The organism is Plastoroseomonas hellenica (assembly GCF_018129085.1).
GTDB classification, from domain to species: domain Bacteria; phylum Pseudomonadota; class Alphaproteobacteria; order Acetobacterales; family Acetobacteraceae; genus Plastoroseomonas; species Plastoroseomonas hellenica.
Genome location: NZ_JAAGBB010000025.1, coordinates 32,849 through 56,761, shown reverse-complemented (window position 1 = coordinate 56,761; position 23,913 = coordinate 32,849). Strand labels below are relative to the sequence as shown.

Genomic DNA, 23,913 nt, shown 5'->3' with positions numbered 1-23,913 from the left:
GGATGCCGGTGCAATCCGAGGAGGAAGTTCCGTGCTGGATGTCCTTGACGCGTCGGACCTGACCGACTGGCATAGGGCGCTGCGCGACACAGCGCGCCGCTTCGCCGAGGCCGAGGTCGCGCCGATCGCGGGCGAGCTCGATGAGAGCGAGCGTTTCCCGGCGGAGCTTTACGAGCGGCTGGCCGCGACTGGGCTGTTCGGGATCGGCGTACCGGAAGCGCTCGGCGGCGTCGGCGCCGATACCCTGGCCTATGCGCTGGTGATGGAGGAGTTGTCGCACGGCTATGCCTCGGTCGCCGATCAGGTCGGCCTGGTGGAGCTGCTGGGCACCTTGCTCTCGGCGCATGGCACGGCGTCCCAGCAGGAACGATATCTGCGGCCGCTGTTGCGGGCGGAGCGCCGCTGCGCTTATGCCCTGACCGAGGCGGAGGCGGGGTCCGACCTCGCGGGGTTGCGCAGCACGGCGCGCCGGACCGCGGATGGCTGGGTGCTGGATGGGGCGAAGCTCTGGATCCACAACGCACCGGTCGCGGATTTCGCGGCGGTGCTCGCGCGCACCGATCCGGAAGCCGGCCATCGCGGCATGTCGATCCTGCTCGTCGATCTGGATCAACCAGGCGTCACGCGGGACCGCAAGGAACGCAAGATGGGGCAGCGCGCCTCGCCGGTCGGCGGGCTGCGCTTCGATGGCGTCGCCCTGCCCGCCGACGCCTTGCTGGGGCAGGAAGGCCGTGGCTTCCACATGGTGATGTCGGTGCTGGACAAGGGCCGCATCGGCATCGCGGCGCTCGCGGTCGGCATCCTGCGGGCGGCGCTGGAGGACAGCATCGACTACGCCCGCCAGCGCCGGCAATTCGGCAAGCCGATCGCCGATTTCCAGGCGGTGCAATGGATGATCGCCGACATGGCGAAGGATACGCATGCCGCGCGGCTGATGGTGCACAACGCCGCTGGCCTGCTGGACCGCGGCCAGCGCGCCACCTTGCAGGCCAGCATGGCGAAGTGCTTCGCCTCCGACGCGGCGGTGGCGCGTACCGCGGATGCGGTGCAGATCCATGGCGGATCCGGCTATATCCGCGGCGTGCGCGTCGAGCGCCTGTACCGCGACGCCAAGATCACGCAGATCTACGAAGGCACCAACCAGATCCAGCGCATGATCATGGCGCGGGCCCTGCTGGCATGAGCGCGGATCGGCAACGCCGCCCGCTGGCCCTCGTCACCGGCGGGCGCCGCGGCATCGGCCGCGCGACCTGCATCGCCCTGGCGGAGCGGGGCTTCGACATCCTCGCCGCCGACCGCGAGGAGGAGGGGGCAGCGGAAACCGCGGCGGCGGTGGCGGCGGCCGGCGCCGCCTTCACCTTCCGGGTGCTCGACATCGCACGCATCGACACCCATGCCGCCTTCCTGGAGGCGGTGCGGCGGGATCTCGGCAGCCTCGACTGCCTCGTCAACAATGCCGGCGTCGGTGCGCTCCGCCGCGGCGATCTGCTGGAGGTGACGGCGGAATCCTGGGACCGGGCCTTCGGCGTGAATGCGCGCGGCAGCTTCTTCCTCACCCAGGCGGTGGCGGCCGGCATGCTCGCGGATGGGCCGTCCGACCGCTATCGCAGCATCGTCTTCGTCTCCTCGGCCAATGCCATCATGGCGGCGCCGGAGCGTGGGGAATACTGCGCTTCCAAGGCGGCGGTCTCGATGCTCGCGCGGCTCTTCGCGTTGCGCCTCGCCGAGCATGGGATCGCCGTGCACGAGGTGCGGCCGGGCGTCATCCGCACCGACATGACGGCCCCCGTCGCGGCACGCTACGAGCAGCGGATCGCCGAGGGGCTGTCGCCGATCCGCCGCTGGGGCGAGGCGGGGGATGTCGGCCGCGCCATCGCCATGCTGGCCGCCGGCGAGATGCCGTTCAGCACCGGCGACGCCCTGCACATCGACGGAGGCCTGCATGTCCAGCGGCTCTGACGCGATCCGCGCCGCCGATCGCCGGCTCCACTACGAGGAGATCACCCCCGGCATGGCCTGGCAGACCGGCGGGATCACCGTGACGGAGGCGCATCTCCTCGCCTTCGCCGGCCTCTCGGGCGATTTCTACGACATCCATGTCGACGATGCCTATGCGCAGGCGCTCGGCTATCCCGGCCGCATCGCGCATGGGCTGCTGGGGCTCGCCATGGCCGATGGGCTGAAGAACCGGGCGCAGACCCAGCTCGCGGCCATCGTCTCGCTCGGCTGGCGCTGGCGCTTCGTGGGCCCGATCCTGATCGGTGACCGCTTGCAGGCCAGCATCCGTGTCACAGGCCTGCGGCCGACGCGCCACGCCGATCGGGGCATCGTCACGCTCGGCTTCGACCTGCGCACCCAACGCGGCGAGACGGTGCAGGAAGGCGAGAACGACATGATGGTGCACCGGCGGGTTGCCGCGCCGCCGGCTGAGGTCAGCCCTCCCAGCCGGTGATGCCGAGATAGGCGGCGGCCAGGCGCGCCTGTCCTTCATGCATCGCACGGCCAGTGACGATCGGGCAGCCGCGCTCCCGCGCCGCCGCGAGCAGTGGCGTGATCTCCGGCTTCGGGATCACATCCGCCACCACCTGCCCCGGCGCGATCGTATCCGGCTGCAGCGGCAGCGGATCGCCGGGGCGCAGGCCGAGCGGCGTGGCGTTGACGATGATGGCGTGCCCGGCCGGCGCCGCGGCACCCGCCGCGACCTCGAGGGACGGCCAGCCCGCCTTGAGCGCTGCCACGAGCGCTTCGGCCCTGCCGGCCGCGGCGTCATGCAGGGTCAGCCGCCCGACACCGGCGCGAGCCAGGGCGAAGGCGATGGCGCGCCCCGCCGCGCCGCAGCCGACCTGCAGGATGGCGGCGCCGCGCGGTGCATGGCCCGCGCGTTCCAGCCCGTCGCGGAAGCCCTCGCCGTCGAACATCTCGCCTTCCCAGCCGCCGCCCTCGCGCCGGCGCACGGTATTGACCGTGCCGGTCAGCCGCGCGGTCGGGCCGAGCGCGTCCAGCAGCGGCACCACCGCTTCCTTGTGCGGCATGGTCATCACCAGCCCGTCGAGGTTGCGCAGCCGCGTCAGCCCCGCCCAGACGGCGGGTAAGTCACCCGCCGGCACCTCGAAGGGCAGGAAGGCAGCATCGCGCGCCAGCCGCGCGAAGCCCGCGTTGAACAGCGCCGGCGAGCGCAGCGGCGCCACCGGATCGCCGATGATGCCGAACAGCCGCGTCGTCCCGGTGATCATCATGCCGTGCCGGCCTCCTTCAAGAGATCCTCGATCAGGTGCTGGACCAGGAGCGCGGAGCGGATGTCGTTGCTCGGCGCGCGCCCCGCCTCCAGCGCATCCAGCATCTCCGCGATCAGGGCCCGGTGCGGGCCGTGGTCGAAGGCCATCGGGTCGGCGCCGCCGCCGGTCGCCGCATCCGCGCCGAGGGTCAGAGCCTCGCCGCCGCGTCCGTGCAGGGTCAGCCTTCCGCCTTCCAGCAGGGCAGAGCCCTCGGTGCCGGCCAGCTCGATGCGTTCTGGGTAGCCGGGGCGGGCGACGGTGGTCGCATCCAGCACGCCGATCGCGCCGCTGCGGAAGCGCAGCGCCGCGGCCACCACATCCTCGGTGTCGATGGCGCGCAGCGGTGAGGTCATGGCGAAGCCGCGCACCGCGTCGCAGGGGCCGGCGAGGTGCAGCAGCAGGTCGAGCGTGTGGATCGCCTGGGTCATCAGCACGCCGCCGCCATCGCGGGCCCGCATGCCGCGGCCGGGTTGCGCGAAGTAGGCGGCATCGCGCCACCAGCGGATGGAGGCGCTGGCCGACAGCAGCCGGCCGAGCCCACCCGCGTCCAGCGCCGCCTTCAGGCGCAGCGCGGCCGGGCGGAAGCGATGCTGCAGGCAGACGCCGCAGCGCAGCCCCGCCCGCTCCGACATCGCCGCCAGGGCCTCGCCGCGCACGGCAGTGATCTCGACCGGTTTCTCGACGATCATGTGCCGCCGCGCGGCGACGACCTGTTCGGCGATCGGCAGGTGGGTGCCGGGCGGGGTCAGGATCAGCACGAGATCGAGCCCGGGCGCCGCCAGCAGATCCTCCAGCCGCTCGAAGACCGGCGCGTGCCATTGGTCGGCGAAACCTGCGCGACGCGCCGGGGTCGGCGAGAAGCCGCCGATCAGTGTGACGCGGCCCTCCGCCGCAAGGTCGCGCAGCGCCAGCATATGCGGCGTCACGGCCATGCCGAGACCGATCAGTCCGACACCGATCATGGCTTTCCTCCGCTAAGTGTCGGCGCGTTCATCTTCCGCCGCGATTCTGTTGGAACGTTCCTATGTGCATGCTAGCCTCGGCAAAACCGGAGGAAAAGTCCATGCACATCCCGTCTCTCACGCGGCGCGATCTCGCTCGGCTGCTCTGCGGCACGGCCTTGCTCCCGCTGGTCTCCGGCGGCAGCGCCTCGGCGCAGGGACGGCGCGACACGCTCGTCATCGGGCTCGACATCAGCGACACCGTGACCTTCGATCCCGTGCGCCAGGCGCAGTACACGCCGCCGCTGACGCTCGCCGCCTGCTATGACAGCCTCGCGACCTTCGAGCCCGGCGACTACGTGAATCCGAAGCCTTCGCTGGCCACGCGCTGGGTGCGGCGCCCGGGTGGCGATGGCTGGCGCTTCACCCTGCGCGACGGGGTGAAGTTCGCTTCCGGCGCCGCGGTGACGGTCGAGGATGTGAAGTTCAGCTTCGACCGCCTGATCAACATGCGGGAACAGACGCAGGTCTACATCAAGTCGGTCGACCGCGTGGAAGTGGTCGACGCCAGCACCGTCGACTTCGTCATGAACGCGCCCAATGCGCCGATCCTGCCGATCCTCTGCAACCCCGGCTGCTCCATCCTGGAAAAGGCAGTGCTGCTGCGCAACGGCGCGGTGCAAGGGCCGGAGGCGCGCGACAGCGATCGTGCGACGGATTGGCTGAACGGCAACAGTGCCGGCACCGGCCCCTATCGCCTGATGCGGTGGGAGCGCGGCTCCCAGATCATGCTCCAGCGCAACCCGCATTACTGGGGCCCGGCGCCGGCCTTCGAGCGCGTGGTCATCCGCCATCTCTCGGACAGCGCCGCCCAGCTCCTGGCGTTGCGGCGTGGTGACGTGCACGCCGCCTTCAACCTGATCCCCGAACATGTCGCTTCGCTTCAGGGTGACGGCAACGTCACCATCACCCGGCTGCCGAGCCTCGACTTCGTCTACATGGCGGTGACGCAGAATCCGGCGGCCAATCCGGCATTGGCCAAGAAGGAAGCGCGCCAGGCCATCGGCTACGCCATCGATTATGACGGCATCCTCGGCAATCTGCTGGGCGGCGCCGCGGTGCGGCCGGCGCATTTCCTGCCGATCGGCGTGATCGGCAGCACGCCGGAGATCGCCCGCGACATCGGCTTCCGCCAGGATCTCGACCGTGCCCGGCGGCTGCTGCAGGCGGCCGGCCTGCCGGACGGCTTCGAGATGGAGATCGCCTATGGCAATGCCGCGGTCGCCGGCGTGTCCTATCAGGTGCTGGCGCAGAAGGTGCAGGCGGATCTCGGGCGGGTCGGCATCCGGGTGCGCCTCAATCCGATGGACCAGGTCAATCTGCGCACCACCTACACCACCGGGCGCATGCAGGGCGGCGTGCTGACCTTCTGGAATCCGCCGGCCGTCTCCAACGATCTCTGGGCCTCGGCCGTGGTGGAGCGGGTGGCGCGGCGGGTCGGCTGGGAAGTGCCGCCGGCCATGACCCAATTGGTCAAGCAGGCGTCCGAGGCCCAGGACGTCGAGCAGGCGACGGCGCTCTGGACCGAATGGCAGCGCCAGGTGGTCGACCAGGCGAACCACGTCATCCTGTTCCAGCCGAGCTATCAGATCGGCGTGCGCCGCTCGCTCGGCGACTTCCCGCTGACCGCGGCAGGCTGGCAGCTCAATCTAGGCAAGGTCAGGCCCGCCTGAGGCGAGGAGGGCGCGGTGACGTTGCCGCTCACCGCCCCCCGCTCACCGCGCGAAATCCGCCGCCCGCTTCTCATTGAAGGCACGGATGCCTTCCAGGTGATCCCCGGCACTGAAGCAGAGCACGTTCATCTCGTTCTCATAGGCGAGGCCGGCGGCCAGCGGCGCTTCCATGGCCGCACGCAGCGCCGCCTTCACCGATTGCACGGCGACCGGGCTGAAGCCCGCCAGGCGGGATGCGACGGCGCGGGCGCGCGTCAGCAACGCGCCCTGCGGCACCACCTCATGCACCAGGCCGAGGCCGAGCGCTTCGGCCGCGTCGATGGGATCGCCCAGCATCAGCAGCCGGGTCGCGGCGGCATGGCCGATCAGCCGCGGCAGGAGCTGGGATGCGCCGCCGCCGCCCACCCAGCCGCGCTGCACCTCCGGGAAGCCGATGCGCGTGGTGTCGGCGGCGATGCGGACATCCGCGCCCAGCGACATCTCGGCGCCGCCGCCGAGCGTCCAGCCCTGCAGCGCCGCCACCACGGGCTTCCGGATCGCGCGCACCACCGCCGCGTATTCCAGCCGGTTGCGGAAATGCCAGGTGGAGGGATAGGTCGCGAGCGCATTCAGATCGCTGCCGGAGCAGAAGGCGCGATCGCCGGCGCCACGCAGCAGCACCGCACGGACGGTGTCATCGGCCTGGATGGCCCGGACGTGATCGGCAAGGCGCTGCGCCATGGCGGGAGTGACGGCATTGTGCTTGGCGGCACGGTCCAGCAGCAGTTCCGCGACGCCATCCTCGATGATCAGCTTCACATCGCCTTCCATGGCGCTTCTCCTCCCGCGGTCCGCCGCATCGTGGCCGGCGGCAGCGCGAGTATAACGTTCCAACGATTTGCGGCGGAAGCCCGAAAACAGATTGATCGGAACGTTCCAATGGGCCACTACTGCGGCAAGAGGAGTGCGGGGGGAGGGCGGTGATGGCCCGCTACATCGGCAAACGTCTGCTGTTGGCCGCGCTCATGGCGGTCCTGGCCAGTTGTGTCATTTTCCTGATCGCCAACCTCGTGCCTGGCGACCCCGTGCTCGCACAGCTCGGCGATGTCGCAGCGAGCGACCCGGCCATCGTGGCGCGCTGGCGCGCCAAATGGGGGCTCGATCTGCCGCTCTGGGAGCGGTACGGGATCTTCCTCACCGGCCTCCTGCACGGCGATCTCGGCATCTCCATCGCGACGCACCGCCCGGTGCTCGACGACATCCGCCAGTACGCGCCGGCGACCATCGAGCTGGCGACGATCGCCTTCCTGCTCTCGCTCGTCATCGGCATCCCGCTCGGCATCGCCGCGGCGGTGCGGCGCGACGGCTGGATCGATTCCGCCGCGCGCGCGCTGTCCCTGCTCGGCGTCTCCGCGCCGACCTTCTGGCTCGCCTTCATGATGCTCGCGATCTTCTATGGCGGGCTGGGCTGGGCGCCGGGGCCCGGCCGGATCGATCCCATCGCCTTCCCGCCGGAAGGGCCGACCGGCCTCTTCCTGATCGACAGCATCTGGTCGGGTGACTGGGAGGGCTTCCAGGACAGCCTGGCGCATCTCGTGCTGCCCTCCATCGTGCTGGCGGCGGCGACCATCGGTCTGATCACCCGCACCACCCGTGCGGCGATGCTCGACAGCCTGCAGCAGGACTATGTGCGGGTGTCGCGGGCCAAGGGCCTGCACGAATGGGCCATCATCCTGCGCCACGCCCTGCCCAATGCGCTGGTGCCGGTGGTGACGCTCGGCGGCCTCGCCTATGCGAACCTGCTGGCGGGCGCTGTCATGACGGAGACCGTCTTCGCCTGGCCGGGGCTCGGCCGCTACACCTTCACCTCGGCCGCGGCGCTGGATTTCCCGGCGATCGTCGGCATCACGCTCGTCGTCTCGATCACCTTCCTGCTCGTGAACCTGGCGGTGGATCTCTCTTACGCCTTGCTCGATCCGCGGGTGCGGCGATGAGCGCCCCGCTGGACGTGTCGATCGGCGCGCCGGGGATTGCTGTCCCGGCCGTCGCGGCGCCATCGCGGCTGCGGCGGCGGTTGCGACGATATGGCCCGGCCTGGGTGGGGGGCGGCATCGTCATCGCCTGGGTGCTGGTCGCCCTGCTCGCACCCTGGATCTCGCCCTATCACCCCGACGCCGTGGACGTCTCGATCCGGCTGCGGCCGCCATCGCTGGCCCATTGGATGGGCACCGATACCCTGGGGCGGGATGTCTTCTCCCGCCTGCTGCACGGCGCGCGCCTGTCGCTGGCGGCGGGCTTCACCGTGGTGATCCTCGGCGCCGCGATCGGCACCACGATCGGCATCGTCGCCGCCTGGACGCGCGGCTTCGGGGACGAGGCGCTGATGCGGCTGACCGACCTCGTGCTCTGCTTCCCGCCAATCATCCTGGCACTCGCCATTGCCGCGGCACTCGGCATCGGACCGCTCAACACCATCCTCGCGATGCTGGTGGTCTGGTGGCCGAAATTCGCGCGGCTCGCGCGCGCCCTGGCCCTGGTGCAGCGCAGCCAGGAATATGTCGAGGCCGCGACCGTGCTCGGCCTCAGGCCGCGCCGCATCCTGGCGCGCCATATCCTGCCCAATACGCTGGGCCCGCTGGCGGTGCTGGTCACCCTCGACCTCGGCAACGCCATCCTCACCTTCGCCGGCCTCTCCTTCCTTGGCCTCGGGGTGATCCCGCCGATGCCGGAATGGGGCTCGATGGTTGCGGAGGGGCGGGAGCTCGTGGAGCAATGGTGGGTGGCCGCCTTCCCCGGCCTCGCCATCCTCACCGTCGTGGTCGGCTTCAATTTCTGCGGCGACGGGTTGCGCGACTGGCTCGATCCCAGGTCGCGGTCGCGGTGATGAGCGACGCGGCCGGACAGGAGGCGGGATTGATGGATGGCTCGCTCACCACGCCGCCGACCACGACGCTCGATCCCCCCGTGCTGGAGGTGGAGGATCTGCGCACGGTTTTCCTGACCGATGCCGGGGTGGTGCGTGCCGTCGACGGCGTCTCCTTCCGGGTCGGTGCCGGGGAGACGCTCGGCATCGTCGGCGAAAGCGGCTCCGGCAAGAGCGTCACGGCGCTCTCCCTGCTCCGCCTGCTCGACGAACAAGCACGGATCGTCGGCGGCACCATCCGCTTCAAGGGCCAGGATGTGCTGGCGATGCGGCCCGCCGAGCTGCGCGCCTGGCGCGGCGATCAGGCGGCGATGGTCTTCCAGGATCCGATGACCGGGCTCAACCCGGTGCTGCGCATCCTGCGCCAGGTGACCGAGCACATCGTCTCCCACGGCCGGATGCCGCCGGCCGAGGCACGGCAGCGCGGTGTCGGGCTGCTGCGCCGGATGGGCGTCGCGGCGCCGGAACGCGCGGCCGCGTCCTATCCGCACCAGTTCTCGGGCGGCATGCGCCAGCGCGTCATGCTGGCGATCGGCGTCGCCAACGATCCGGCGCTGCTGATCGCGGATGAACCGACCACCGCACTCGACGTCACCATCCAGGCGCAGATCCTCGACCTGCTGCGCGGGTTGAACGAGGAGTTCGGCACCGCCATCGTGCTGGTCAGCCACGACCTCGGCGTCATCGCCAGCGTCTGCCGCCGCGTCGTCGTGATGTATGCCGGGGAGGCGGTGGAGGAAGCGGCGACCGCCGAGGTGTTGGCCGACCCGCGGCACCCTTACGCCTGGGCGCTGGTCAATGCGGTCCCGCGGCTCGACGCGCCGATCGGCGCCAGGCTGACCAGCATCGAAGGCATGCCGCCCGACCCGCTCCACCTGCCGCAGGGCTGCCGGTTCGAGCCGCGCTGCCCATTCAAGATCGCCCGTTGTGCGACCGAACATCCGCCGATGCTGGAGGTAGCGCCGGGCCGGCGCGCCCGCTGCTGGGTCACTGCCGATGGCCGCAGCCTGCCGCGCCCGGCGGTGCCGGCCACGCCGGCCGCCCCCGCGGCCCGCGACGCGGCGCCGCCGCTGCTGGAGGCGCGCGACCTGGTGAAGCATTTCGTGCTCCCGCGCAGATCGCTCTTCGCGCCGGCGGAGAAGGTGCATGCCGTGAACGGCGTCGACATCGCGCTCGGGCGCGGCGAGAGCCTGGGCGTGGTCGGGGAAAGCGGCTGCGGCAAATCCACTCTGGCCCGCCTGCTCACCCGGCTGCACGAGCCGACAGCCGGCAGCGTGTTGTTCGAAGGACGGGACATCACCCATGCCAGCCCGGCCGCGCTGCGTCCGCTGCGTCCGCGGCTGCAGATGGTGTTCCAGGATCCCTACGCCTCGCTAAATCCGCGCATGACGGTGGGGGAGATCCTGGTCGAGCCGATCCTCGCGCATGGCCGCGCCGCCAGCCGCCAGGCGGCGCGGGAGCGCGTCGGTGAGCTGCTGACGACGGTGGGGCTGAAGCCCGGCTTCGCCAGCCGCTACCCGCATGAATTCTCCGGCGGCCAGCGCCAGCGCGTCTCCATCGCCCGCGCCCTCGCGCTCGATCCCGCCGCGGTGGTGGCGGACGAACCGGTCTCGGCACTCGACGTCAATGTGCAGGCGCAGGTGCTGAATCTGATGCAGGACCTGCAGCAGCGGCTCGGCCTGTCCTACCTCTTCATCGCCCATGACCTCGCCGTGGTGCGCGCCTTCTGCGACCGCGTGGCTGTCATGTATCTCGGCCGCATCGTCGAGGAAGGGCCAGCGGCCGAGATCTTCGCCGCACCCCTGCACCCCTATACGGTGGCCCTGACCAGCGCGATCCCGGAACCGGGGCGGCAGCGTGTCGTGCTGGGCGGTGAACCGCCCTCCACCCTGCGCCTGCCGGAGGGCTGCGCCTTCCGCGCCCGCTGCCCGGTGGCGCGGGCGGCCTGCGCCGAGCCGCCGCCGCTGCGCGAGGTCGCGCCGGGCCGCCGCGCCGCCTGCCATTTCCCCGGGGATTTCGCGCCCCATCCGACGCCAGTCAGGAGTGCCTCCCTTGCAGATCATCAGCGCCGCTGACGCCGCCCGGCTGCTGCAGGACGGCGACACCCTCCTGATCGGGGGCTCCGGCGGCGGGCATGCCGTCCCGGATGCCTTGCTCGCCGCGATCGGCGCGCGCTTCCGCGAAACCGGCGCGCCGCGCGGCCTCACCGCGCTGCATCCGGTCGGTCTCGGCGACGGCAAGACGCGGGGCGCCGGCCATCTGGCGCAGGACGGCCTGCTGAAGCGCGTGGTCTCTGGCACCTTCGTCAACAGCCCCGGCATCGCCCGGCTGGCGCTCGACGAGAAGATCGAAGCCTACACCCTGCCGCAAGGTTCCATGTCCCAGCTCATGCGGGAGATGGCGGCCGGCCGCCCCGGCCTGCTGACCCGCATCGGCCTGCACAGCTTCGTCGATCCGCGCCTGCAGGGCGGCCGGCAGAGCCGGTGCGCCACCGAGGATCTCGTCGAATTGGTCCAGTTCCAGGGCGAGGAATACCTGTTCTACCGCCCCTTCCAGGCCGACATCGCCTTCGTGCGCGGCTCCGCTGCCGACGAGGACGGCAACATCTCGATGGAGCATGAGGCGGTGACGCTGGAGATGCTGAGCATCGCACAGGCCGCGCGCCGCTCGGGGGGCATCGTGGTGGCGCAGGTCAAGCGCATCGTGCCGCGCGGCAGCATCCACCCGAAGATGGTCAAGGTGCCGGGCATCCTGGTCGATGCGCTGGTCGTCGATCCCGACCAGTGGCAGACCTATGAGACCGAGGATAGCCTGGCCTATTCCGGCCATGCCCGCGTCGCGCTCGAGGACGTGCCGCGCCTGCCGCCCGGCCCGCGCCGGATCGTTGCCCGCCGCGGCGCCTGCGAGCTGTTCGAAGGCGCGATCTGCAATCTCGGCTCCGGCATCTCGACCGGCATCGCCAATGTCGCGGCGGAGGAGGGGGTGCTGCGCCGCGTCTGCCTGACCAATGAGCAGGGCAATATCGGGGGCGCGCCCGCGAGCGGCAATGAGGCCGGCGCCGCGCGGTCCCCCGACGCGCAGATCGACCAGCCCTATCAGTTCGATTTCTACGATGGCGGCGGCCTCGACCTCGCCTTCCTGTCCTTCGCGGAGTTCGACGCGGAGGGGAATGTCAATGTCTCCCGCTTCGGCGGCCGCATCGTCGGGCCGGGTGGCTTCATCAACATCAGCCAGGGCGCGCGTGCCGTGGTGTTCGGCGGCACGCTCACCGCCAATGGCGCGCCCAAGGCGGTGCAGCGGGTGGAGCAAGTCACTTTCTCCGGGCGCTTCGCGCGCGAACGGTCGCAACCCGTGCTCTACGTCACCGAGCGCGCCGTCTTCCGCCTCGGCGAGTTCGGCCCTGAATTGATCGAGATCGCCCCCGGGCTGGATCTCGAATCGGAGGTGATCGGTGCCATGGGCTTCCGCCCGCGCATCTCGCCGGCGCTGCGGCGCATGGATGCCGGCCTGTTCGCCGAAGGGCCGATGGGCCTCGCCGACCGCCTGCCTGTGCGACCGCCGCGTGCCGCTGCGCGGCTTGCCCCGGCCATCGCCTGACGGAGCCACACCATGCCGAGCCTCACCGGTCTTGCCATCGGCGACAGCGTCGAGTTCCGCCGCGGCCTCTCTGCGGAGGACATCGCGGCCTTCGCCGCGCTCAGCGGCGACGATGACCCTGTGCATGTCGATGAGGAATTCGCTGCTGGTACCGCCTTCGGGCGCTGCATCGCCCATGGCGCCCATGTGATGGCGCTGGTCTCGGCCGCTTCATCGCAGATGTCCCGCCGCGCGGTGCGGCAGGGCTGCGCCGGCACACCGGTCTCGGCGGGCTATGACCGCATCCGCTTCCTGCATCCGGTCTTCGCTGGCGATGCCTTGACGGCGCACTACCGCATCGAGGCCGTGGAGGAGGAGCCCGTCCGCACCCGATCGCGATTCGAAGTGACGAATCAGGATGGCGTGCTCTGCGTGGTCGGCACGCATATTCTGCGCTTCGTGCCGGCCTGAGCCGGCGGCGATCGCCGCACTACGGGTGCGTGCGCGCGTCCGGATAACCGGGCAGGCGATCGGCGAGCTTCACCCAGGACAGCCTGGTGGCGAGGTGCGTGTGATCGCGCGGCGGCATCGCCTCGGGATCGTCCAGACTCGCCGTCGTGATGTCGACCTCGTCCGGATAGTCGCTGCTTTCGAAGGTCAGCGGCGTTCCGCAGCGCGGGCAGAAGCTGCGCATCGCTTTGCCGCTGGAGGCGAAGCGGGTCGGCTCCCCGGTCATGATGCGAAAGGCGGATTGCGGCACCGTGAACCAGGCGACCATCGGCGCGCCGGCTGTCCTGCGGCACATCGTGCAGTGGCAGATCGAGGGGTGGAAGGGCTCGCCGTCGGCCTCATACCGGACATGGCCACAGAAACACCCGCCGGTCAGCATGCGCATTCTCCTCGCCACCGCTGTGCTCAGAATGTCAGGAGATGAACGAGGTTTCATTCTCCACATGACGGGAAAGCCAGGACCGGGATAGCTTCAGGCGACCGACCGAGCCCCTTGGGGAAACGCCATGCGTCACCGGCGCCTGATCTGCGTGATTGCCCTGATGGGGCTGCTGGGAGCCGCTTCGGCCGGCCCCGCGATGGCGGCCGATGACCCGCTGGAGGGGCTAAATCGCCGTGTCCACAGCTTCAATCGGACGGTCCAGGTCAATCTCCTGAGGCCGCTCGCGGAACTATATGAAGCGAACACGTCACCCGGCTTCCGCCGGGGCGTCAGCAACACCGTCGCCAATCTGGGTGAGCCGGTCAGCGCCGTCAGCGGGCTCATGGCCGGAGATCTCGACCTCGCATGGAATGCAGCGGCGCGCTTCGGGATCAATTCCACCTTGGGTCTTGCGGGGGTCTACGACCCGGCGGCGTCGATGGGCTATGCCCGCCGCCCGGCTGCGGTCGCCGACGCGCTCTGCGCCTGGGGCGTGCCGAGCGGGCCGTTCCTCGTCCTGCCGCTGATCGGCCCCTCAACAATTCGGGACGCCGGCGCCTTGATCGCATCGACGACCGCCTTGTCCCAGGCGATCGGCCCGGAAGCCGTCCTCGCATGGAGCGCGAGCGATTCGCTCATCACCTATGCCGAGGCCCAAAGCGAACTCGGCCGTATCGAGGCGCAGTCCCTGGACGTCTATGCGGTCTATCGCAGCGCCTATCTGCAGCGCCGCGCCGCTCGCTGCCGCACGGATCGCGATCCAGGTGATGCCGAGGGCGATACGGGTACGCCGTAAGCCAGGGCGAAGCGCTCAGCGAAAGACACCCAGCAGCCAGAGCAACAGGATGATGGGCAGCGGAATACCCAGCAGCCAGAGCAGAGCACCGCGCATCATGACGCGTCCTCCCTTGGTCGCCTCGGGGATTGAGGCGCTTCGGTGAGGCAACGTTGGGGCGGTGGTGCGGTTGCTGCCCGGCCGGCCGGGGAATCGAATCTCAGTCGGCAGGACCGGCCACCGCCCCCATCTGCGGTGCTGCCCGGGCGGGCCGCGGATCCATCGCCGCGTGCAGCTTCTTGCCATCCAGCTCACCCTCCCAGCGCGAGACGACGAGGCAGGCCACGCCATTGCCCACCAGGTTGGTCAGGGCGCGAACCTCGCTCATGAACTTGTCGATGCCGATCAGCACCGCCAGCGCCGCGATCGGGATGTCCGGAATGACGGAGAGCGTGGCGGCCAGGGTGATGAAGCCGGCGCCGGTGACGCCTGAGGCGCCCTTGGAGGTCAGCATGGCCACCAGCAGGATGGTGAGCTCCTGCCCCAGGGTCAGGTGGGTGTTCGTGGCATAGGCCAGGAACATGGTGGACAGCGTCATGTAGATGTTGGTGCCATCCAGGTTGAAGGAATAGCCCAGCGGCACCGTGATCCCGACCACCTTGGGCGAGGCGCCGAGCCTTTCCATCTTGCGCATGAGCTGCGCCAGCACGCTCTCGCTCGAGGAGGTGCCGAGGACGATCAGCAGCTCCTCCTTGATGTAGGCGACGAAGCGGAAGATCGAGAAGCCGCAGAAGCGTGCGATGGCGCCCAGCACCACGATCACGAAGAACAGCGAGGTCAGGTAGAAGGTCGCGACCAGCTCCGCCAGGCGGGCCAGGGATCCGAAGCCATAGGCGCCGATGGTGAAGGCCATCGCCCCGAAGGCGCCAACCGGTGCGGCCTTCACCACGATGCCGACGATGCCGAAGAACACCGCACCCATCGCATCGAGCGCGCGGGAGATGGGCTCGCGGATGCTGTCCGGCATGGCATTGATGGAAAAGCCGGTCAGTGCCGCCAGCAGCAGCACCTGCAGCAGGTCGCCAGTGGCGAAGGCGCTGATGAAGGTGTCGGGGATGATGGCCATCAGATGCGCCGCCACGCTGTCATTCGCCGCGCGCTGGGCGAAGCCGTGAACGGCGTTGGCGTCCATCTGGGCGGGATCGATGTTGAACCCCTCGCCGGTGCGGAAGATCTTGGCGACGCCGAGGCCGATGACCAGCGCGAAGCTGGAGACCACCTCGAAATAGACCAGCGCCTTCACGCCGACGCGGCCGACGCTCTTTGCGTCTCGCACCGAAGCGATGCCGTGGACGATGGTGAAGAACACCACTGGGGCGATGACCATGCGGATCAGCTTGACGAAGCCGTCACCGAGCGGGCGCATCGCGGCGCCTGTCTCCGGCCAGAACACGCCGACGGCGACGCCGAGCACAATGGCGATGAGGACCTGCACATAAAGGACGGAGAGGGTACGCCGGAGCATGCTGCAATTCCCAACTGCAGGGACGCCGGCGCGCCAGGCGCAGGTCCCACCAAGATGGGCTGAGGTATGACGACGGTCACAACTCGGCAATGGCAACGGCGACGTGGCGCCTGTGCATCGGCAGCATGGCAAATGGCTGACAATGAACGGTCTGTAATCAGTCGCGTCATCTGAGCCCGGAAAGCAGAAAAGGGCAGGCGCTATGCCTGCCCTTTTCGATCTGCAGTTCATGCCGGGGCGCGATCGCGCCCCGGCATCGATATCACAGCATGAAGTGATCGCTCACGAGGTTGCTGGCCTGGGTCAGGAAATCCTCGCCCTGCACGCCGTAGTCGCCGCCGTCCTGGATCACATCGAGCAGGATGGCGACCAGCTTCTGGTCGTTGATATCAGCACCGTAAGCCAGCTTGCGCTCGGCCGCGGAGAGCTGGTTGGCATTGTTCCAGAAGAAGTCCTCCAGCGTGACGGAGGACGCTTCCGGCGACCCGCCGACGAAGGTCAGCGTCAGATCGCCGCCATCCGCCGACCGCAGGCCCGTGACGAAGTCGCTCTGCGCCAGCGCCAGGAGCTGCGCCGGATCGTCCCAGAAGCCCTCGACGGCGTTGAAGGCGATGAGCTGATCGTCCTGGCTGAGGCGGAAGTCGGTGATCACGTCGTGACCCCAGCCGGCCGCCGCGCCATCGCGGCTGTCGAGAAACAGCGCATAGCCGTCCGCACCGCGGCCCCCGGTGAACCGGTCGTCGCCATCGCTGATCGCACCCGTGATGCCGCCGAGCTTGAAGAGATTGTCGCCATTGCCGGCGAAGACGATGTCGTCGCCCGCCCCGGCGATGACCACGTCATCGCCGTTGCCGGTCGTGACCCAGTCGTCGCCCGCGCCGGCATCGACGCGGTTGTCGCCGCCATTCACGTGAATGATGTCGCGGCCGTCGCCACCGAAGACCAGATCATCCCCGCTATCGGCGGTGATGGTGTCGTCACCGCTGCCGCCGACCAGGATATTGTCGCCGCCGCCGCCGTGCAGGGCATCGCGGCCCGCACCGCCATCCAGCAGGTCGCGACCGCTGCCGCCGGTCAGCATGTCGTTGCCGTCGCCACCGAACAGGCGGTCGATGCCGCTGCCGCCGTCGAGATTGTCGTTTCCGCCGCGCCCGATCAGCGCGTCATGGCCGCTGCCACCCGCGACGAAGTTCCCCGACTGGGTGCCGAGCATGTAGTCGTCGCCGCTGCGGCCCCAGTAGCCACCGAACCGCGGCTCCGTCTGCACGGTCTGATAGCCTTCATAAGCCGCCGTGAAGACGCCATCCGTGCTCTTCGACCCATCCGACAACGTGAAGCCGAAGCTGTCGGCGAGAGCGCCGCCGGCGCCCGGCGTCACGGCGCCGGCCAGCAGCGCGACGCGCCCGGCGTCGATATCCGCCTGGGTGAAGTGCGTGCCGACGGTCGCGATCTCGCCGCGCACCAGCAGGATGCCGGTAGGCAGCGTGGTGACCGTGTAGGTGAGCGGCGCATCGCCATCGTCGCTACCGGAGAGATCGTCGGCACCGAGCGTGGCGCCGAGCGCATCCGTCGCCAGCACCGGGTCGAGGCTGTTCTCGACGATCTCCGGCGCATCGTTCATGCCCACCAGGACCGTGTCCTCGCGGACATTCAGGTTCTGGATGCGCAGGTCCCCAGCCTCCGACGTATCGGCGGTGTCGTAGGCGGTCTCCGGCGTCCCATGGAACTCCTGCAGATACTCGCCGAGCGCCTGCTGCTCCCCGAGCAGCGTGCTGCCCGGCGGCGTATTCGCAGCGATCACCGCCGGGGCGGTGAAGTCGAGCGCCTCGTCGACCGGCGCCGAGAGCGAGCCGTCTGCCAGGAGGTAGCGGAAGTTCTGGCCATTCGCCTTGGCCGGATAGCCGTCGCCGCCATTGGCGAGGAAGTTCAAGGTCACCACGGTGATCGCCGCCGGTGCGCCGGGCTGCAGCACCCCATTGTCATAGAGCGCGTAGGCGATCTCGCCATTGCCGTCGAGCAGCGCGATATCGGAGACACGGCCGCCCGCCGGAAGATCCGGATCCCAGGAGAAGGCGACGCCGCCGATCTGCGGGAAGCGGCCCTGCAGCGCGCCGGCCGCGACGCCGTGCTCCAGGATCGCCTTCAGCCCCTCGGCCGTGGTGTCGAAGGCCATCAGCTTGTTGTCGAAGCGGAGCGAGTTCTCGATATCGAGCTGGGAGATGCCGCCGGCAGGCTTGCCGGCCTCCGGATTGGCGGGCGGCGGCAGCTTGTCCACCGAGCCATCCGGCTCCGGTGCACCGAGCGTGCCGATCTGCGCCCGGACGCCGCCACCATTCTTGAAGGAGACGATGACGGCTTCGGCCGGAGCGCTGATCGCCTGGCGCAGCGCATGGGCGTTGGCGTCGGCCGAAAGGTTGCCGAGGTTGGTCTCCTGGCTCCGCACCAGGGCACGCTCGCCTTCCAGGTAGACATTGGTGAAGCCGAAGACGTTGCCGTCCTTGACGTTGATCACGCTGCCGACCGCGTCGGTGAGGTCACGGACGGCATCGCCCTTGGTGCCTTCCGCGAAGGCGGTGCCTTCCAGGTTGTCGACCGTCGTGTTCCAGGCGGCGGCCGCATTCTCCGCCGTCGAGGCATAGGCGCCGTTGATCCCGGCATCCGTGGCGAGATTGCCGACGATGATCTTGCCCTCGGCGTCGAAGTCGACCTTGAGACGACCGAGATAGGTGTACTCGTTATCGGTGTTGACGATCAGCGTCGTGCCACCCTCGGCATCGGTGATGACGAGTGGATAGGTGTCGGCGAAATCGGCGCCATGGCCGGGGAAGGCCACCGCATCGTCATCGGCATCGCCGAGCCGGGTGTTCGAGCCGGCCGAGAGGATGATGTCGACGCCCTTGAGCAGCGTCGCCAGCAGCTTTTCGTTGGCGATGTCCTGCAGATGCGCCTGCAGGATGATCTTGTTGATGCCGTCGGCGCGCATCTGATCGATGATCGGCTGCAACTGGGACGCCAGCAGCGCCATGTCGTCGACTTCGCCATTGGCGCCCTGACCGGTCGGGAAGCCCTTGACCTCGGTCCCGGTCGGCGAGGAGATTGCCTCCAGGATCTGCGTCGTGGCGCCCAGGATACCGATCCGCTCGCCACCCTTTTCGACCACGACGGCCGGCGCGACCCGGCCCTTGAGGCTAGAGGCGAGCTCCGTCACATGGCCATCGGCCAGCGTGTCCGTGTAGCGGGCGTTCATGACGCTGTCGCCGGAGAAGTCGAGATTGGCGCTGACCATCGCGTAGTTGGCGCCGACCCAGCCGGCGGCCGGGGTGAAGCTGCCGGCGAAGGCGTTCGAGCCCAGATCCCACTCATGGTTGCCGATGGCCGAGACCTCGACGCCAAGGGCGTTGTGGATCGCGGTGTCGACAGCCCCGATCGGCACGGTGGCGCCGGCCGCGATGGTCGAGCCGGTGACCGCGTTGAGCGTCGGGATGATGGAAGGATCGGTGCCGGCCGCGAGGAAGGGTCCGGGCAGGTAGGTGTCGCCGCCCGACAGGATCAGCGTGTTCGCATAGTCATCGTCGAAGGCATCGAGCATCGCCGCCAGGTACTTGGCCGTGCTGCCCGCGAGCAGCCCCGCCTCGCCATCCGAAAGGTGCAGGAGCTGGAGGGTGAACACCTCCTCCTCGATCAGGTCCTCGGTCAGGTCGAGCCCGACGACGATCGGGTCATGGTCGGAGACGCGGGCCAGGACCTCCGGGTCGAAGATCGAGGGGTCGCGCTCATTCGTCGTCAGGTCGCTGTTGAAGTTGAGCTGGTAGTCGAGCGCATCCGCCTCATCGGCATTGATGTGCCAATCCGTCACGCCGGTGACCTGCGTGCTGAGGCTCCCATTGGTCAGGATATGGTCGAGCGAGCCCTTCTGGCCATCGAAGACGTAGCTGTAGCCGCCGGCGCCATGGTCGGTGTAGCCGGCATTCACCAGCGCCTGGATGGCGTCCTCCCTATCATAGGCATTGAGGTCGCCGAGGATCAGGAAGTCCTCGTCGCCGGCGCCGGTCGGATCGGCCTCGATCCAGGCCTTGAGCGCTTCGACCGCCAGGGCGCGCTGGAGGTTCCAGCCGCCGGCACCGTCCTTGATATCGGCATCGGCGCCGGTGCCGGAGCCGCCCTTCGACTTCAGATGGTTGACGACCGCGGTGAACTCGCCGCCGGTGTCGATCTCCTCGAAGGTCACGGCCAGCGCATTGCGGCTGGTGTTGGCGCCATCGAAGATGTGCCCGAGCGTGCTCTGCGCCAGGAGGTCGGGCGCAATGTCCTGCACCACGGCGTCATTGAGGATCGAGACGCTGCTGCCATCCGCGACGCGGACCTTGCTGGTGTCGTAGATGAAGCCGACCGCGATGGCGTCGCCGCCGACGAAGTCCTGGCCCGGCCGCACCCAGTCATACTCCGTGTCCGACGCGGCGTTCAGCTTATCCACCAGGTACTGGATGGCGTTGCCATCATCGTCGATCTTGAAGTTGTTCTCGATCTCCATCAGTCCCAGCACATCGGCGTCGAGCCCGAGGATGACGTTGACCAGCTTCTCGGTCTGGCGCTCGAATTCTGCCGTGGTCTCGGCGCCGCGCGGCTCCAGGCCGTTGTCGGTCAGGGTGCCGTTGTCCAGCGTCCGGAAGTAGTTCAGCACGTTGAAGCTGGCGACCTTCAGCGTGCCGCCGACATCGGCCGGCGCCGCCGGGCGCTCATTCACCTCGACGAAGTCGTTGATATCAGGGCCGTTTTCGACCGCGTGGACGCGGAACTGGTTGAAGTCGTAGTCCAGCACGCCGGTCAGCCCGGTCACCTGGTCGCCCATCCGCGGTGCATTGGCCGAGGTGTAGTCGCCATCGACGACGGTGTTGTCGAGGTTCGGGTTGGAGGTGCCGCGGCCGTCGTCGAAGATGATCGAGCGTGCAGCGATGTCGCGCAGATGCGCGTCATAGCCGGCGACATCCGGCGCGTGGTCCATCGTGTAGGAGTTCGGCGCCGCGCCCTGGGTCACCCGGATTTCACCGAACTGATCGAGGTTGAACTGCTCGGTGATCGTCAGGGTCTCGGGGAATTTGACCAGCATGCCTTCATAGGCTTCCAGGTCTGCAGTGTAGGTGCCGTTCGCGCCCTGGACGCCATTCGCCGGCAGGTCGATCTCGACGGCCAGCGTATTGACGTCGGCCACCGCATCGGCCTCGACCACGGTGACGGCGGTCGCCTTGATCTCGGTGTTGCCGAAGGTCTCGGCCACCGTCCCTGTGACGCGGACGCGGTCGCCGATCTGCACATCGACGCCGAGCGTGCCGTCGGCGACGAAGATGCCCTCGGAGCTCAGCAGGTTGCCGTCCTGGTCGTAGCTCTCTTCCTGCAGGTACAAGCCACCGAGGTTACGCCCGCCATCGGCATCGCCGTTCTGGAAGTCGCCGACGACCACCGCTTCGACATTCACGACCTGGCCGACCTTGGCGCTGGCGGCGGCGGTGCCCTGGATCTCGCTGATGGTGGTGAGGTCGGAGACCTCATAGACCGTCACGCTGCCGCTGATCTCATTGGCGGTCAGCACCATGGCGCGGCCGTTCGGGCTCTCCTCGGCGCTGACGAACTTGATCACCTCCGGCCCGTAATCCTGCGCGGTCGGCGGCATGTAGCGCACGAACTTCGCATCCGCCGGGTTCGAGAGATCCCACACCATGACGCCGCCGATCCGCTCCAGCGCGACGAAGGCATAGGGCACGCCGTTGATCTCGCCGACCGCGACACCCTCGGGCTCCGCTCCCTTGTTGTCGGAGCGGCTGTCGAAGCCGCCGCCATTCTCGCCGTTGAAGACGGTCCCGGCATTGGGCAGGGCAGCGATGATCTGCTCGAAATCGCCGCCAGTCTCCTCGACCTTGACGATGGAGCCGTCGGCATTCTGCTGGAAGATTGAGAAGCCGCGGCCGCCAAAGGTGTAGAGCTCCTCCGCGGTGGACCAGACGGTGTCGACATTGACGCGGGCATAGTCGCTGGACGCGCCCGACTGCACGCTGCTCGCTCGCGCTTCGTTCAGCGCGGGATCCTCGAGCGTGGCGCTGGAGACGATGCGGCTGTCACCCTCATTCGCGGTGATGAAGTAGGTCGTGCCGTTCACCTCGAAGCTCGCGATCGCGTCCGGCTGCAACAGGCCGTTGACCGGCGCATTGCCGACCGAGATGGAGGCGGTGTTGCCGGCGCCGTCCCGATCCGAGAAATCGGCTTCGTTGCCGGGCAGGCTGAAATCAATGCTGCCGAGCGGCAGGAGCGATACCGGACGGTCGGCCGCGCCGTTGGTCAGGTCGATGACCGCGACGGCATTGACCTCCTGCAGCGTGACATAGGCCTTGGTGCCGTCGGGCGAGACGGCGATGTATTCGGGCTCGATGTCCTGCGAGACCGTGGAGTCCGGCACCGCGAGCTCGCCGTTGAGGGCGCCCGATTCAAATTCGATCGTGGTCGCGTCGAGGGTCTTGATGCCAAGCGCGTCGAGCTGCGCCTCGAAGGCATCGAGCGCGCCGAAGCCGACCGTGTTGCGCACCACGGCGTCAGCCGCGTTCGCCGGCACCGAGATGATGGTGATGGTGCCGGGGGCGTTGTCGACCGTGGCTTCACCCGAGAGGTCGAGGAAACGCTCGGCCTCGTTCGCGACCAGCAGCAGCGAACCGTCGGGGCTGAAGGTGAGCTGGTCGGGCAGCACGCCGACTTCGATGGTCTTGATCAGGCTGCCGGTGGCGCCGTCATAGAGCGCGACGACGCCATTTTCGCCGCCATCGGCATTCTGCACCGCCACCGCGACGACCCCGTTGCGGACCGCTACCGAGTTGACATTGCCGTAGTCGAAGCCGGCGAGCGTCGCCGGCAGGTCGATCGAGCCGAGCTTCGCCGGGCTGCGCGGGTCGGAGAGGTCGAGGATGTCGATGCGGTCGAGCGCCGCATTGGTGACATAGGCGCGGGCGCTGCCGGCATCGAAGGCGATCGATTCCGCGCCACCTTCGCCGTCGCCGGCCAGATAGCCGCCGATCCGCGTCACGTTCAGCGTGTTGGTGGCGACCGGCGTGGCGACGGAGCCCTGCAGCGATTCCGCCTGCTCCAGGATCGTGATGCCGCCGATGACGGTCACGGGCGGCGCGTCATTGTCGATGATGGTCGCGGCCGCCTCGTGCGTCTCGGCGCCGAGCGTCGCGCTGATCGTGAAGGCGACATCGCTTTCCGCCACCGTATCGTCGGTGCTGACGGCTTCGAAGCTCGCGCTGGTCGCGCCGGCCGGGATGGTGATGCTGGCGGGCACCGAGCCGAGCGCGTCCCCCGCGCCGGTCGCGACGATCGTCACGACGGTGTCGGCGGTGGCGGCCGCGCTCAAGGTCGCGGTGAAGGTGAAGCTGGCGCCTTCCGGCTTCTCCGCGGCATCGACGGTGAGGCTGACCAGCGTCGGGGTGGCGGTGCTGCCGATGCCGAAGGTGACGCCGGCGAGGGGGGAGGCGGTCAGGAAGGGCGCATCCGGCACCACGCCATCGGCGCTCTGGTCGCCGCTGCCGTCCTGGGCGATCCAGTTGGCGGTGGCGTTGAAGGCCGCGAGCGCCGCCTCACGGGTGGCGAAGTCGCTGCCGCCGGTCGACGGCGCATAGACCGCGACATCGGCGCCGCTGCTGCCGGGCAGCACCAGGGCGGTCGCGCCGGCGGCGAGGCCGGTGCCGGCGAGCAACCCGCTGGTGGTCGCGCCGGAGAAGCCGCCATTGTTGTTGGTCACTGCGGCCAGGAAGATATCCGGCTGAGTCACGGAGTCGCCGAGGAAAGCGAAGATGGCCTCGCCGGAATTGCCGAGCGCGACGCTGCCGCCGCTGAGCGTGCCGAGATTGGCGGTGCGGAAATCGACCTCGCTGGTGCGCGCGAACTCGATGAGGGTGCCGGCGGGCAGGTCGCTCGCACCGTTGGTCCAGGTCAGCCCGCCTTCGCCCGTGTTGAAGGCGCCCCCGGCGCCGATCGCCTGGCCATTCCACTCATTGTCGCTGAAGTGGATGACCGTCCCGGCCGGGATGGTATCGACGGCGATGAAGGCGAAGCCATCATCCGCATCCGCATTGAAGCCGACGAAAGCGATGCTGCCGCTGGTGAGACTCATGCCCGTGCCCCTCTTTTCGAAAGCGGCGCGACTTATCGGGAGAGTCCCCGGGTAACGTCCCATTCATCTTCGTGGCAATCGGATGAAATGGGTGCAACGC

16 protein-coding genes are annotated in these 23,913 nt (G+C 69.0%); 10 read left to right on the top strand and 6 right to left on the bottom strand.

Translation table 11 applies throughout. The features are described from left to right. Nucleotides 1–31: 31 nt before the first annotated feature. Genes GXW71_RS20115 through GXW71_RS20105 form a run of 3 tightly spaced genes read left to right on the top strand, consistent with a single transcriptional unit; the run spans nucleotide 32 to nucleotide 2,452 of the window. On the top strand, nucleotides 32–1,183 hold the full coding sequence (locus GXW71_RS20115) for an acyl-CoA dehydrogenase family protein (protein ID WP_367617336.1): 1,152 nt from the start codon (nucleotides 32–34) through the stop codon (nucleotides 1,181–1,183). Continuing rightward, nucleotides 1,180–1,959 carry a 3-ketoacyl-ACP reductase gene (locus tag GXW71_RS20110; RefSeq protein WP_211854412.1) on the top strand — a complete coding sequence of 260 codons (780 nt, stop codon included), beginning with the start codon at nucleotides 1,180–1,182 and terminating at the stop codon, nucleotides 1,957–1,959. The genes GXW71_RS20115 and GXW71_RS20110 overlap by 4 nt, the downstream gene beginning before the upstream one ends. Further along, nucleotides 1,943–2,452 carry a MaoC family dehydratase gene (locus tag GXW71_RS20105; protein ID WP_211854411.1) on the top strand — a complete coding sequence of 170 codons (510 nt, stop codon included), beginning with the start codon at nucleotides 1,943–1,945 and terminating at the stop codon, nucleotides 2,450–2,452. The genes GXW71_RS20110 and GXW71_RS20105 overlap by 17 nt, the downstream gene beginning before the upstream one ends. Here the strand turns inward: GXW71_RS20105 and GXW71_RS20100 are convergent. Together GXW71_RS20100 and GXW71_RS20095 are read right to left on the bottom strand one after the other, a co-directional pair. Then, nucleotides 2,433–3,236: a shikimate dehydrogenase family protein gene (locus GXW71_RS20100; protein WP_211854409.1), complete on the bottom strand. Its 804-nt coding sequence runs from the start codon at nucleotides 3,234–3,236 to the stop codon at nucleotides 2,433–2,435. The two genes, GXW71_RS20105 and GXW71_RS20100, sit on opposite strands and share 20 nt — an antisense overlap. Next, on the bottom strand, nucleotides 3,233–4,237 hold the full coding sequence (locus GXW71_RS20095) for a Gfo/Idh/MocA family protein (RefSeq protein ID WP_211854408.1): 1,005 nt from the start codon (nucleotides 4,235–4,237) through the stop codon (nucleotides 3,233–3,235). The genes GXW71_RS20100 and GXW71_RS20095 overlap by 4 nt, the downstream gene beginning before the upstream one ends. A 101-nt stretch (nucleotides 4,238–4,338) precedes the next feature. On the opposite strand from GXW71_RS20095, the gene GXW71_RS20090 reads away from it, so the two are divergent. Then, nucleotides 4,339–5,949: an ABC transporter substrate-binding protein gene (locus GXW71_RS20090; protein ID WP_211854407.1), complete on the top strand. Its 1,611-nt coding sequence runs from the start codon at nucleotides 4,339–4,341 to the stop codon at nucleotides 5,947–5,949. 42 nt (nucleotides 5,950–5,991) lie between these two features. Here GXW71_RS20090 and GXW71_RS20085 read toward each other — a convergent pair whose 3' ends face one another. Next, complete coding sequence (locus GXW71_RS20085; RefSeq protein ID WP_211854406.1) at nucleotides 5,992–6,759, bottom strand: enoyl-CoA hydratase/isomerase family protein; 768 nt, start codon at nucleotides 6,757–6,759, stop codon at nucleotides 5,992–5,994. Between the two features lie 152 nt (nucleotides 6,760–6,911). Here GXW71_RS20085 and GXW71_RS20080 point away from each other — a divergent pair, with 152 nt between their 5' ends. From GXW71_RS20080 to GXW71_RS20060, 5 genes are read left to right on the top strand one after another with little or no spacing between them, the layout of a single operon-like run. Then, the gene (locus tag GXW71_RS20080) at nucleotides 6,912–7,922 is read left to right on the top strand and encodes an ABC transporter permease (protein WP_211854405.1); all 1,011 of its coding nucleotides are present in this window, start codon (nucleotides 6,912–6,914) and stop codon (nucleotides 7,920–7,922) included. Beyond that, complete coding sequence (locus GXW71_RS20075; protein WP_211854404.1) at nucleotides 7,919–8,812, top strand: ABC transporter permease; 894 nt, start codon at nucleotides 7,919–7,921, stop codon at nucleotides 8,810–8,812. The genes GXW71_RS20080 and GXW71_RS20075 overlap by 4 nt, the downstream gene beginning before the upstream one ends. 32 nt (nucleotides 8,813–8,844) lie before the next feature. Next, nucleotides 8,845–10,926, top strand: coding sequence for a dipeptide ABC transporter ATP-binding protein (locus GXW71_RS35235; RefSeq protein ID WP_211854403.1), 2,082 nt, complete (start codon nucleotides 8,845–8,847; stop codon nucleotides 10,924–10,926). Then, a complete protein-coding gene (locus tag GXW71_RS20065; RefSeq protein ID WP_211854401.1) occupies nucleotides 10,904–12,448 on the top strand; it encodes an acyl CoA:acetate/3-ketoacid CoA transferase in 1,545 nt (514 codons plus the stop codon). The genes GXW71_RS35235 and GXW71_RS20065 overlap by 23 nt, the downstream gene beginning before the upstream one ends. A 12-nt stretch (nucleotides 12,449–12,460) precedes the next feature. Beyond that, the gene (locus GXW71_RS20060; RefSeq protein ID WP_211854399.1) at nucleotides 12,461–12,898 is read left to right on the top strand and encodes a MaoC family dehydratase; all 438 of its coding nucleotides are present in this window, start codon (nucleotides 12,461–12,463) and stop codon (nucleotides 12,896–12,898) included. A gap of 19 nt (nucleotides 12,899–12,917) precedes the next feature. Here GXW71_RS20060 and GXW71_RS20055 read toward each other — a convergent pair whose 3' ends face one another. Next, complete coding sequence (locus GXW71_RS20055; RefSeq protein ID WP_211854398.1) at nucleotides 12,918–13,316, bottom strand: GFA family protein; 399 nt, start codon at nucleotides 13,314–13,316, stop codon at nucleotides 12,918–12,920. A 127-nt stretch (nucleotides 13,317–13,443) separates the two neighbouring features. Here GXW71_RS20055 and GXW71_RS20050 point away from each other — a divergent pair, with 127 nt between their 5' ends. Then, complete coding sequence (locus GXW71_RS20050) at nucleotides 13,444–14,154, top strand: MlaA family lipoprotein (RefSeq protein ID WP_211854396.1); 711 nt, start codon at nucleotides 13,444–13,446, stop codon at nucleotides 14,152–14,154. A 199-nt stretch (nucleotides 14,155–14,353) separates the two neighbouring features. On the opposite strand, the gene dctA is transcribed toward GXW71_RS20050, so the two are convergent. Both dctA and GXW71_RS20040 read right to left on the bottom strand, forming a co-directional pair. Next, nucleotides 14,354–15,658, bottom strand: coding sequence for a C4-dicarboxylate transporter DctA (gene dctA, locus GXW71_RS20045; RefSeq protein WP_211854395.1), 1,305 nt, complete (start codon nucleotides 15,656–15,658; stop codon nucleotides 14,354–14,356). A gap of 262 nt (nucleotides 15,659–15,920) precedes the next feature. Continuing rightward, entirely contained in the window at nucleotides 15,921–23,813 is a 7,893-nt protein-coding gene (locus tag GXW71_RS20040; protein ID WP_211854394.1) for an ExeM/NucH family extracellular endonuclease, read from the bottom strand. Nucleotides 23,814–23,913 lie beyond the last annotated feature (100 nt).